Below are 11,523 nucleotides of genomic sequence, written 5' to 3' on the forward strand. Positions count from 1 at the left end.
GTGGCGGCGTCGCCGTCGAACGACCTGTAGTTGCCGACGGCACCGTACGTCCGCACCGGGCGACCTCGCGCACGGCACGGCACCCGGTGCGAAGTCGCCGCGGGTGCCGAGACGGTGGGTGAGGCGGGCGGTAGCGACTCCGGATCAGTCCCGCCAGCCGTAGCGGTCGCGGGCCTTCGTGACCGTCTCCGCGTCGATCGCCCCGGTCCCTGCCAGCCGGTCCAGCGCCGCCACCACGATCGACTCGGCGTCCACATGGAAGTAGCGGCGCACCGCGTCCCGGGTGTCCGACAGGCCGAAGCCGTCCGTCCCCAAGGACGAGTAGTCCTGCTCGACCCACTGACTGATCTGGTCGGGCACCTGCCGCATCCAGTCGCTCACGGCAAGGACCGGGCCTCGCGCACCCGCCAGCGCTCGCGTCACGTACGGGTCGCGCCGCTCACCCCGCAGCCGCGCCCGGTCGGCGCGCAGCGCGTCGCGGCGCAGCTCCGTCCATGAGGTCACCGACCACACGTCGGCGTGGACGCCCCAGTGCGACGCGAGGAGATCCTGCGCCTCCAAGGCCCAGTGGATCGCCGTTCCCGAAGCCAGCAGCTGGATGGCCGGCCCGGCATCGTGGGAGGCGGCCCGCCTGAAGCGGTAGATGCCCCGGAGGATTCCCTCCTCGATCGACGACCCTTCAGGCATGGGCGGTTGGGACTTCGGCTCGTTGTAGACCGTCAGGTAGTAGAAGACGTCCTCGGGCTCCTCGCCGTACATACGCCTCAGCCCGTCCCTGACGATCACCGCGATCTCGTACGCGAAGGCCGGGTCGTAGCTCACCGCCGCCGGATTGGTGGACGACAGCAGATGGGAATGCCCGTCGGCGTGCTGCAGCCCCTCGCCGGTCATCGTCGTGCGGCCGGCTGTCGCGCCGATGACGAAGCCGCGCCCCAACTGGTCGGCCAGCGCCCAGAACTGGTCACCGGTGCGCTGGAACCCGAACATGGCGTAGAAGATGTAGAAGGGGATCATGGGTTCACCGTGAGTGGCGTACGAGGTCGCGGCCGCGGTGAACTCGGCCATGGAGCCGGCCTCGGTGATGCCTTCGTCGATGAGCTGGCCGGTCTTGGCCTCGCGATAGTAGAGGAGCTGATCCGCGTCGACGGGTGCGTAGTTCTGGCCGTCGTGCGAGTAGATCCCGGCCGTCGGGAACAGGGACTCCATGCCGAACGTCCGGGCCTCGTCCGGGATGATGGGCACCCAGCGGTGCCCCGTCTCCGGGTCGCGCATCAGATCCTTGACCAGGCGGACGAGCGCCATGGTCGTGGCCATCTCCTGCTTCCCGGAACCCTTCTGCAGGGCTTCGAAGGGCCGGGACGGCGGCTGTGGCAGGGGTTTGGCGACCGCCCTGCGCACCGGGACGGAGCCTCCCAGAGCAGCGCGGCGCTCCCGCAGGTAGCGCACCTCCGGCGCATCTTCGCCAGGGTGCCAGAACGGCACCACGTCCCCGCTCAGCGCGCTGTCCGGGATGGGCAACTCCAGTACGTCGCGCATGCGGTGGAACTGCGCCGTCGTCAGCTTCTTCATCTGGTGGTTGGCGTTGCGCGACTCGAAGTCCGGCCCCAGGGTGTGTCCCTTCACCGTCTGGGCGAGGATCACGGTCGGCTCTCCCCTGTGCCCCACCGCGGCCCGGTAGGCGGCGTGGACCTTCAGGGGTTCGTGACCGCCGCGCGAGTTCGTGAACATCTCGGTGAGCTGGGCGTCGCTCAGCCTCGCGGCGACGGCGGAGAGCGCGTCACCGGTGAAGAAGTGCTCGCGTACATAGGCCGCGTCCCGCGCGGCGTACGTCTGGAACTGGGCGTCGGGGACCTCACCGAGGCGGTGTACGAGGGCGCCGGCGTCGTCCTGCTGCAGCACGGAGTCCCAGGCCTCACCCCACAGCGACTTCACCACATGCCAGCCCGCTCCTCGGAAACGGGCCTCGAGTTCCTGGACGATCTTGGAATTCGACCGCACCGGACCGTCCAGGCGCTGCAGGTTGCAGTTGATGACGAAGGTGAGGTTGTCCAGACCCTCACGAGCGGCGAGTGTCAGCGCGGCCGTCGATTCGGGCTCGTCCATCTCCCCGTCACCGAGGAAGGCCCACACCCGTGACCGTGATGTGTCCTTGATGCCCCGGTCGTGCAGATAGCGGTTGAACCTCGCCTGGTAGATGGCGGCCAGCGGCCCGAGCCCCATCGACACGGTCGGGAACTCCCACAACCACGGCAGCCGCCTGGGGTGCGGATAGGAGGGCAGGCCGTTGCCGCCGGCCTCGCGCCGGAAACCGTCGAGCTGGTTCTCGCTCAGGCGTCCTTCCAGAAAGAGGCGCGCGTAGATGCCCGGCGACGCATGGCCCTGGACGAACAGCTGATCGCCGGAGCCGTCCTCGTCCTTGCCGCGGAAGAAGTGCTGGAACCCGACCTCGTAGAGCCATGCCGCCGAAGCGTAGGTGGCGATGTGTCCGCCGAGACCCAGGTGTGATCCGCGGGTCACCATCACTGCCGCATTCCACCTGTTCAGCGCGGTGATCCGGGATTCCATGGCGACGTCCCCGGGATAGGCCGGCTGCGCCGACACCGGGATCGTGTTGATGTAGTCCGAGGAGACGAGCCGGGGCAGGGCCAGTCCGGATCTGGCCGCGTGCTCGTGGAGGCGTCGCAGCAGGAACACCGTCCGTTCCGGCCCCGCGCTCTTCATGACGGCGTCGAGCGAGGCCTGCCATTCGGCGGTCTCCTCGACGTCGCGGTCGGGCAGCTGGTCTAGCTCGCTCGTCCCAGAGGCCTCTGCGGACCGGACCGGGTCACTCATGGCGGTCTTCCTGTCGGAGATGGTGGGGATGGGGCGGGGAGACGTGCCGGTGTCCCCTTCGGTATTCGTGAGGGCGAAGTCAGCCACTCGTTCCCTACGACAGGGCTCGTGCCACTGTTGTGACACTTCCGCACGGGAGACCGCTGTCACACCTGCGGCAAGGGCGAGGGCCACGCACGGCACCCAAGGCCGGCTGTCACCGGTCTGAGCGCCTTCCGGTCGATTACGCGAAACGCACATAGGGCATCGACGAACGTAACGCACCGGCGACACTCGTCTTCCACTTGGCTGAAGTGAACATTCGATGACTACCAGCACCGGAAATGTGACACTTGGTGACCGGGTGTATGTCCTCAAGGAGACCGAGTCGGCGATCGCACTGCTCGGCGAGCAGCGGACCGTACCCGCATGGGCCCAGGCCGCTGAGCGGCGTCTCGGGTACTCCGCCGCGGATGTGGCCGGTGGCCCCATCTCGCTCGTCCTGCCCCAGGTCGAGCGGGGGCGCCGACGATATCGGCGTTTCTCGAGTCAGTTCACGGGCCCTCCGACACGGCCCTCGGCATCCCGGAGCAGCCGGACGGCCCGGCGATGTCACACCTCGCTCGGCTGTCCGGTCAGTACTGCGTCACAACAACTCTCCTGGGAGAAACCATGGACGCTCGTCTCAATTACTACGGCAACTCCGTCGGGACCAAGGTGCTGAAGCACCTCGTCTCCGCCAGCAAGGCTCTGTCGGACTCGACGCTGCCGGCTACCGTCCGGCATCTCGTGGAGATCCGCGCCAGCCAGATCAACGGCTGCGGCTTCTGCACCGACATGCACACCAAGGAGGCCGCCCACGCCGGCGAGACCTCGGTGCGGCTCAACCTGGTCGCGGCCTGGCGGGAGGCGACGGTCTTCACCGAGGCCGAGCGCGCCGTGCTGGAGCTGACCGAACAGGGCACCCGCGTCGCGGACGCGGCCGGCGGGGTCACCGACGAGGCCTGGGCGAACGTCGCCAAGCACTTCGACGAGGACCAACTCGCCGCGCTGGTCTCCCAGATCGCCGTGATCAACGCCTACAACCGCATCAACATCATCAACCAGCAGCCGGCCGGCAGCTACCAGGTCGGCATGTTCGGCTGAACCAGCACGTCCGGCTCGGCCGGATGCACATGGTCCGGCGCCCTGTCGCCCCGACCTCTGACAGGGGACGGACTCCGGCGCCACCGGCCGCACAGAACCGTGTGGCCGGTGGCGCCTGTCGCTGTGACAAGCTTCGACCGGGCTTGCACGGATGGGGGCCGTGGCGGCCGACAGCGGGATGGAGGCGGGCCGCGGTGACGTCCGGAGACCGGCGAGCGGTGTGAGATGGGTTGAGGTCGAGCGGGCAAGGCCGGTTCACAGGCTGACGATGATCAGAGCGATGTCGTCCTGCCCGCCGTCGGCCACGCCCAGGCGGTTGAGCAGCGCATCGGCCAACTGGTCTGGGCCGAGAGAAGCGTGCAGGGTGAGGGCGTCGGCGAGGCGGTGCAGGCCGGCGTCGATGTCTTCCCCTCGGCGTTCGATGAGTCCGTCGGTGTACAGCACGAGGGTGTCGCCCGGGGTGTAGGGCGTCGTGGCCTCGGGGCGCTGCGGGAGGTCTGGGAGGACACCCAGTGGAGGGTCGGTGGCCTGATCGAGCCACATGACGATGCCGTCCGGCCGGGCCAGGAGGGGCGGGAGGTGACCGGCGCAGGTGTACGTGATGTGCCGGCGTCGGGTGTCGATGACGGCTTTGGCCGCGGTCGCGGCCATTGCCCCCTCGAAGGTGCTGGCGTACAGGCTGAGAACGTCCATCGCTCTGCCGGGTTCGTCCGTCGCACGGACGGCGGCAGAGAGGGTGCTGCGGAGCATCCCCATGACGGCGGCGGCCTCGAGGCCGTGCCCGACCACGTCGCCGACCGCGACGGTGAATCGCTCATCGGACAGGTCCACCACGTCGTACCAGTCGCCGCATACATTGAGGGATCGGGTGGCAGGCAGATAGCGCACGGCGATCTCACGGTGGCCAGGCAGGTCCGGGGAGTGCAGCATGGCTTTTTGGAGGGTAAGGGCGATACGGCGTTCTCGGTCGTGGGCTTCGCGGAGTTCCTCGTTGAGGTGCTGCAGTTCCTGCAGGCGGGCGAACAGTTCGGCCTCCATCGCCTTGTGCTCTCCGCTCGGGTCGCCGGGTTTGAGGCGGCGGGGCCGAGTCAGCAGGAACTCGGTCATGTCCTCGACCCGGTGGATGATCCACTGCACCTCTCCGTCATCCCCGATCACGGGGGTGTTGATCGGCGACCACCACTTCTCCTGGAACACTCCCGGACGGCCGGAAAGCGGGATGTCGTACTTTTGCACCGCCATCGTGTCCGGCTCCTTCGAGCGCATCACGCGCTGCAGGGAGGCCTGTAGATTGCGCACCCCGTCGGCGTCCGGATCGGCTGGATTGTCGGGGTGGACATCGAAGAGGTACCGGCCGATCAGTTCTTCCCGGGTCCGGCCGGTGGCCCGCAGGTAGGCCTCATTGACCTCGACCATCACCAAGTCGGTGTCCAGCACCAGGTACGGGCTGGGTGTCGCGGCGAACAACGCCCGGTAGTCGATCCGTGGTGTGGTCACAATGAAGCTCCCGTCCAGCTCTTCCGTCTCATCCCTGGACTTCGACTATGCGTTCAGCCGCGAGCGGCGGTCCGTCGGCTCGCCGGACCCGACGGCGAACGGCGCGTCCGCGTCGTCGCCGCGGCAGGCCGCGTCTCGGCTCCAGTGGCCTAGGCCTCGTCATGTGCTCCCTGCCCCTGTCGCGCTCCGCCACGGCACCGACTCCATTGCGCAGGTAGCAGCAGAGCGCTGCAGAAGTCTCGCGGTTCTGTCCCCAGAGCCTCCCGCCGCCGCGGTACTGATGGGGGGCTCTGAGAGGCGGATGAAGCGTTCCCATGCCTCCGCAGGGGTCAGGTCAAGGCCATCGGGCCGCATTGCCAGTGTGCGATCGGAACTACCCAAGTCGGCTCCGACGCCGTAACCACACTGCCCACCCGCCCCGCGGCGACTCGACCCGAAAGCCCACACGCCGACCTGACCCTGTACCGGGCCCTGGACCTACTCCAGGACCTGCTGCAGCGCTGGACCGGCACCTGCACCACCTGCCACCGACCCCTGCCGACCGACAGAACCAAAACCTGACGAAGCACCACCAGGCCTGCCCGGCGAGGGGATGCCCGCACGTATCGGCGCGGCGGAACTTACGGTTTGTGGGTCACCCAGAGCAGTTCCGCCGGCCAGCGGTGTGCCCAGTCGGGCGGGTCGGTTTCGTTGTAACCGTTGGGTGTTCCGAGTTCGGGCCGCGGCTCGATGAGATCGTCGATGACGAGACCCGCGCCGCGCAGGACCTTGACCCAGTCGCCGTAGGTGAGCTGATAGCTGGTCGCACCGTCGTCTTCGGCGATGGTGTTCAGCCCGAAGTAGTCCTTCTGCAGCGTCGTGGTCACGCGGCCGGCGGCTTCGTCGTAGCAGGCTTCGAACCATGGGCTGGCGACGTTGAACACCAGGCGCCCGCCTCGGCCCAAGACGCGTGCGGCCTGCGGCACGGCCAGGTGCGGGGGTGCCCAGCTGAGCCCACCGAAATCGCAGAACACCAGGTCGAAGCTGTCGGCGGCGAAGGGGAGTTGTTCGGCGGCGCCTTGCACCAGCGGGTAGCGGATCGCTCCCATCGCGCGGGCCGCTGCGGCGAGTTGGGCCTCGGACAGGTCGAGCCCGACCACGGTGGCGCCCTCGGCGGCGAGCGCCCTGGACCACTGGCCTGCGCCGCAGCCGAGTTCGAGGACGCGCTTGCCGGTGACGTCGCCCAGGGCGTTCAGGTACGCGTCGGGAATGGAGTACATGCCCCACAGTCGGGGTGCGGCGCCGATTTGCGGGTCGTGCTCGTGCTGGTAGGCGCTGCTGATCTGGTTCCAGAGCCGCCGGTTGGCGGGGATGCTGTCCACGTGCCGACTCCAGCACTGCCTGCCGGGGGCGGTCAACACGATTAGGGCACTCGCCGGCCCTCACCTCGGTCCGGCCCTGACTCGGCCCATGATCCGTAGTACTGGCTGCGAAACGCTCCCGGCGTGCACGTGGCCTGTTCGGGCAGCGGCCGCGCCGGCGGGCGTCGAACCGGACCGTCACTGAGGTCGGCTCCTGCACCGGAAGGTCCTTCCAGTGGCCGCTGACCTGCCCGTTGAGACAGGTGACCTCGCGCCGGTCGAAGTCGATGCTCCCAGCGGTCGAGGCCGCCAGCGCCAGTCCCCCATTTCCATAAACTATGAATATAAAAATGCTATGCTTCGAGCATGAGTCGTCAAGACACCGCTCCTGGCGCGTCCGCCGCCATCGGGGCAGCCCTCTACGGCCTGGCCACCAGGGCCACGAGACGCCTGCCCCGGGACATGAGCCTGACGTCCGCCGCCACCCTGGCCACCCTGGATCGGACCGGCCCGCGGCGCATCACCGATCTGGCCGCAGTCGAGGGCGTCACCCAGCCCGCGATGACCGCCCTGGTCCGGGTGATGGAGGAGTCCGGCCTGGTCGAGCGGCGGGGCGACGCGTCCGACAAGCGGGTCACTCTGGTGTGCCTGACCGAGGCCGGCGCCTCCTATGTCCGGACGCGGCGCCAGGCGGGCGTCCACGCGTTCGAGCGGTTGATCGGCGAGCTCACCGGCGACGAGGTCGAGGCGCTGGTGGCGGCCCTTCCGGCGCTGAAGCATCTGGCAGAGCTCGAGAGCCAGGACCGCGAAGGGCCGAAGCAGTGACCGGGCAGCCGGTCGGCGGGGCCGCGGTGAAGGCGTTCCCGGCGGCGCCTTCCGAGGCGCGGCTGCTGGTCCCCGCCCTGATGTTCATCGCTCTGGTCGTGGCGGCGGTCGCCAGCCTCGGGACGCCGCTCATCACCAGCGTGGCGACCTCGTTCCACGTCTCGCTCGGCAGCGCGCAGTGGACGCTGACCGTCGCGCTGCTCAGCGGCGCCGTCGCCACGCCGGTCCTGGGCCGGCTCGGAGCAGGCCCGCACCGGCGGGGCACGATCCTCATCACGCTGGCGGTCGTCGTCGCCGGCAGCGCGCTCACCGTGCTGCCGCTGCCGTTCGCGTGGCTGCTGGCCGGCAGGGCGGCCCAGGGCGTCGGGCTCGGGCTGACGGCGCTGATGATGGGCGTGGCCCGGGACCACCTCCCCGAGGAGCGCAGCGCGGCCGTGATCGCCCTGATCTCGGTGGTCTCGATCATCGGGGCCGGTGTCGGCTACCCGCTGGCCGCACTGCTCGCCGAGCTCGGCGGGGTACGGGCCGCCTACGGCCTCGGCCTGGTCGTCACCGCCGCCGCCCTCCTGACCGCGTGGCGCTCGATGCCCGAAGCCCCCGAAGGCCGCTCCGCCCACGTGGACGTCGCAGGCGCCGTCGTCCTGGCCGCTGCGCTGCTTCTGGTGCTGTTCCTGGCCGGCGAACGGAGTCTGTGGAGCCGGCACCTCGCCGTGGCGGCGGGCCTCGCCGTCGTCGCGGTGGTGCTGCTCTGCGTCTGGGCCGTGATCGAGCTGCGCAGCACGACGCCCCTGGTCGATGTGCGGGCGGTGCGGCACCCGGCGGTCGCCGGGGCGAATCTCGCCATGTTCGTCGGCGGGATCGGCATGTACCTCCTGCTCACGCTCATCACTCGGTACGCGCAGACGCCGCGCGGCGCCGGCTACGGCTTCGGGCTGACGACCTTCGTCGCGGGGCTGGTCCTCATCCCGTTCTCGGTGCTGGGGTTCGTCGCCGGCAAGCTCACGCCGCGGGTCCGGACGCGGATCGCCGACCCCCTGCTCCTGGCCGGCAGCGCCGTCGTGGTCGGCGGCGGGTTCGCCCTGTTCGCGGCGGCCCGGTCGGACCTGGCCGAACTGTTCGCGGCGATGGGCGTGCTCGGCTTCGGCGTCGGCGGCTTCTCGGCCGCGATGCCCGGCGTCATCCTGGCCGTCACCCCCAAGAGCGAGACGTCGAGCGCCATGAGCTTCAACTACGTCGTCCGCAGCGTCGGGTACTCCCTGGGCAGCGCCATCGGCGGCCTGATCCTCGCCGCGGGCACCGGCCCCGGCCGCCTCTTCCCCGACGACAGCGCCTACACCACCGCGGCGCTGGTCGGCATCGGCGCCATGGCGATCACGACGCTGACAAGCCTCGCTCTCGCCCGCCGAGGCTCGTCCGAGACCAACCCGTAAGTCAGACGCACTCATCCCGACACTGGAGGTTCCATGCCCAAGGGCTACTGGGTCAGCGCCTACCGCACCATTTCAGACCCTGAGAAGCTGGCTGCTTACAACAAGCTGGCCGCTCCGGCCGTCGAGGCCGGGGGCGGTCGGGTCCTCGCCCGTGGCGGTCGGGTCGTGGTGCATGACGCCGGAATCGCCGAGCGCACCGTCCTGGTCGAGTTCGACAGCTTCGAGCAGGCTGTCGCGGCGCACGAGAGTGCGGCCTACCAGGAGGCGCTGGTCGCCCTCTCCGACGGCGTCGAGCGCGACTTCCGCATCGTCGAAGGCATCGACTGACCGAGGTCCGGTCGAATCTTCACCGAAGGCTCTCCGCGGCGCAGCCCGAACCCCACGACGAACGACGACGCGAAGAGCCCACCGAGAACCATCGCCGCGACCGGGTGGTAGGCGAAGCACGCGACGCCAGTCCAGAGCAGGATCGACAGGAGCGAGCCGCGCAGCACCGTCCAGAACCTGATCCGTACCGGCCCCGACGGCAGCACGCGGTCATGCTGGGCCGGCGGCCGGGGATGTCCATCACTCGGCCCGCCGAATGGACCGTGGCGGTGCCGTTCGGGCTGATGGACGCGAGGGGCGTGGGCTGCTTGCCGGTGGGGTGCCGCGTGCGGCCTGCAGCTCTAGGGGGTTGGCATCCCGGACAGGAGGAAGGCCACCAGTATGTACGCCGGAATGGCCAGGACCACGGCCAGCCCGGCAAGGCAGCCCCAGACAGTCAGTCGAGCACTGGTTTTCGCGTAGTCATCGCTCTTCGGCACGCCCATATCCAACAACGAGTAACACCAACTCTCCACCTACAGAGGCACATAGCCCTTGGACTGCCCCCTGAAGTTGCAGGTCGCAGCCACTCATTGAGGGCAGCGGGCGTGGTCTTGAGCCCGCATGCGGAGCCCGGTCCCGTAGTGCTCCGGCGGACCGGGCTGCTGTTTCGGCCGGCGGCGTCCGCCAGATCGAGCGCCCAACCTCAAGTCACCCCGACCGACCACGAAAAGAACTTCACGGGCCACACCCGTTCTGGGCATGATTCCCACCGTGTATGTGGACGGGGACCATCGCGGGCAGGGACGGTACGCGCTGACGGACACAGCGAGCGGCCATGTCTGGGGCGTCTGCGCCGAGGTGGAGGGACTGTTCAGGGAACCCCGGCGCGAAACGTACGAACTGTTCGGCTGGGTTCCGGACGGAGCCGAGGTGCGCGGCTGGGTCGGCAGCCGGGTGTGGCTGGTGCCGGAGGACAAGACGCTCGATGCCTGGCTGCTGGAGGACGCGGAGAGCCTCGGCCAGTACCCGGGAACGGACGGTCTCGTGCTCACCGGCCTCGATGACTACGAGGGCCCGCCCGAGGGACACCGAGGTCCCGTCCGACTGCACGACGGGTACCGCTGGCTGGGCTCCTGCCGGGAGTTCGCCCGCGTCCTGCCGGCCGAGCAAGCAGAGCCTCCCCTCGTGCTGCTGGGGCTCGCCCCGAGTGACCGGCTGCAGCGGGCACTGGCGACGGGCACCCGGCGCGCGCTGGACCTGGAGGAGGCCTGGCTGGAGATACGGGACGACCGGGGCGAGCCACTCACCGACCGGCTGCTGCACCCGAAAATCCGCGCGTGGCAGCCGTCCTCCCGCGGGACGGACCTGATTGACCTGGAACTCGACGCATACGTCGCACCCGTACCGGGATATGCCCGGCCCGTCTGGGAACGCCGGCTCGCCGGCCCGCCCAAGGCCGCTGGCGCCTGGGCCGCGCTCGGGACCCGCCAGCGAGAGGCCTGGCTCGATCTTGTCCGGGACCGGGGCTGTCGGCTCAAGCACCAGGTCCGACAGGCCGGACGCACATACGAGTTGGACGGCCGGCACATCACCGACGAACCGGGCCTCTATCTCGCACTCGGCGAGGCCGTCAACGGACCGGGCGGCTACTTCGGCGGCTGCCCCGCTGCCCTTGTGGACTGTCTGCGCGGCAACTTCGGCTACACCGCCCCCGCCACCTTGATCTGGAAAGACGCCGCGACGGCGCGCGAGCACCTGTCCCGCGTCCTGGCGCCAGAGGGCGCGCAGTACGACCTGGTCGCCCTGGTGCTCGACATCCTGACCGAGGGCGGGATGCACGTGACGTTCATGTGAAAGTGGCCGCGCTGCCGCGGAAGTGACTCACTGCCGCTGCCGGCCCGTCGGGCTACGGCACGCACGCGCCCGAGTCAGGAGCCGAGCCGTGTGCAGGTGCCGACGTCCGCAGGCCTGCCTGGCACGTTGGAGGATGCCCCGTGCTGGGTGCCCGAGTACGCATTCCCCGCCGCGCCCTGACGAGACATCAGCCCGTGATTGCCCGTTGTGTGCCTGAGAAGCCGTATCTCAACCGAACGTGATCGTTTGATTTCTGCTGGTCAGGAATGGTTTCGCTCGGGTTGAGGGAGGCATGTCGACGTCTTGTGTCC

The 11,523-nt window shown here is 69.3% G+C and carries 8 protein-coding genes; 5 read left to right on the forward strand and 3 right to left on the reverse strand.

What is annotated here, in order from left to right; genetic code table 11:
- Nucleotides 1-144: 144 nt before the first annotated feature.
- Nucleotides 145-2,832: a pyruvate dehydrogenase (acetyl-transferring), homodimeric type gene (gene aceE, locus ACZ4IF_RS41465; RefSeq protein ID WP_467573440.1), complete on the reverse strand. Its 2,688-nt coding sequence runs from the start codon at nt 2,830-2,832 to the stop codon at nt 145-147.
- A gap of 651 nt (nt 2,833-3,483) precedes the next feature.
- Here aceE and ACZ4IF_RS41470 point away from each other — a divergent pair.
- Nucleotides 3,484-3,957 carry a carboxymuconolactone decarboxylase family protein gene (locus tag ACZ4IF_RS41470; RefSeq protein ID WP_467573443.1) on the forward strand — a complete coding sequence of 158 codons (474 nt, stop codon included), beginning with the start codon at nt 3,484-3,486 and terminating at the stop codon, nt 3,955-3,957.
- 255 nt (nt 3,958-4,212) lie between these two features.
- On the opposite strand, the gene ACZ4IF_RS41475 is transcribed toward ACZ4IF_RS41470, so the two are convergent.
- Together ACZ4IF_RS41475 and ACZ4IF_RS41480 are read right to left on the reverse strand one after the other, a co-directional pair.
- The gene (locus tag ACZ4IF_RS41475) at nt 4,213-5,454 is read right to left on the reverse strand and encodes a PP2C family protein-serine/threonine phosphatase (protein ID WP_467573446.1); all 1,242 of its coding nucleotides are present in this window, start codon (nt 5,452-5,454) and stop codon (nt 4,213-4,215) included.
- A gap of 620 nt (nt 5,455-6,074) precedes the next feature.
- Nucleotides 6,075-6,815, reverse strand: coding sequence for a class I SAM-dependent methyltransferase (locus ACZ4IF_RS41480; RefSeq protein ID WP_467573448.1), 741 nt, complete (start codon nt 6,813-6,815; stop codon nt 6,075-6,077).
- 441 nt (nt 6,816-7,256) lie between these two features.
- Between ACZ4IF_RS41480 and ACZ4IF_RS41485 the strand changes: the two genes are divergently transcribed.
- From ACZ4IF_RS41485 to ACZ4IF_RS41500, 4 genes are all read left to right on the forward strand, one after another.
- Complete coding sequence (locus tag ACZ4IF_RS41485; protein WP_014173936.1) at nt 7,257-7,619, forward strand: MarR family winged helix-turn-helix transcriptional regulator; 363 nt, start codon at nt 7,257-7,259, stop codon at nt 7,617-7,619.
- Nucleotides 7,616-9,049, forward strand: coding sequence for an MFS transporter (locus tag ACZ4IF_RS41490; RefSeq protein WP_467573451.1), 1,434 nt, complete (start codon nt 7,616-7,618; stop codon nt 9,047-9,049). Before ACZ4IF_RS41485 ends, ACZ4IF_RS41490 begins: the two co-directional genes overlap by 4 nt.
- Nucleotides 9,050-9,082: 33 nt before the next feature.
- A complete protein-coding gene (locus tag ACZ4IF_RS41495; protein ID WP_467573453.1) occupies nt 9,083-9,376 on the forward strand; it encodes a DUF1330 domain-containing protein in 294 nt (97 codons plus the stop codon).
- A gap of 741 nt (nt 9,377-10,117) precedes the next feature.
- Nucleotides 10,118-11,212, forward strand: coding sequence for a barstar family protein (locus ACZ4IF_RS41500; protein WP_467573456.1), 1,095 nt, complete (start codon nt 10,118-10,120; stop codon nt 11,210-11,212).
- The last annotated feature ends 311 nt before the right edge of the window (nt 11,213-11,523 follow it).

Source organism: Streptomyces sp. NPDC025784 (assembly GCF_055558435.1).

Coding starts and splice junctions, on each gene's coding strand:
- ACZ4IF_RS41470 (WP_467573443.1), top strand. CDS start 3,484: ATGGACGCTCGTCTCAATTACTACGGCAACTCCGTCGGGACCAAGGTG.
- ACZ4IF_RS41500 (WP_467573456.1), top strand. CDS start 10,118: ATGATTCCCACCGTGTATGTGGACGGGGACCATCGCGGGCAGGGACGG.
- ACZ4IF_RS41495 (WP_467573453.1), top strand. CDS start 9,083: ATGCCCAAGGGCTACTGGGTCAGCGCCTACCGCACCATTTCAGACCCT.
- ACZ4IF_RS41485 (WP_014173936.1), top strand. CDS start 7,257: ATGAGCCTGACGTCCGCCGCCACCCTGGCCACCCTGGATCGGACCGGC.
- aceE (WP_467573440.1), bottom strand. CDS start 2,832: ATGAGTGACCCGGTCCGGTCCGCAGAGGCCTCTGGGACGAGCGAGCTA.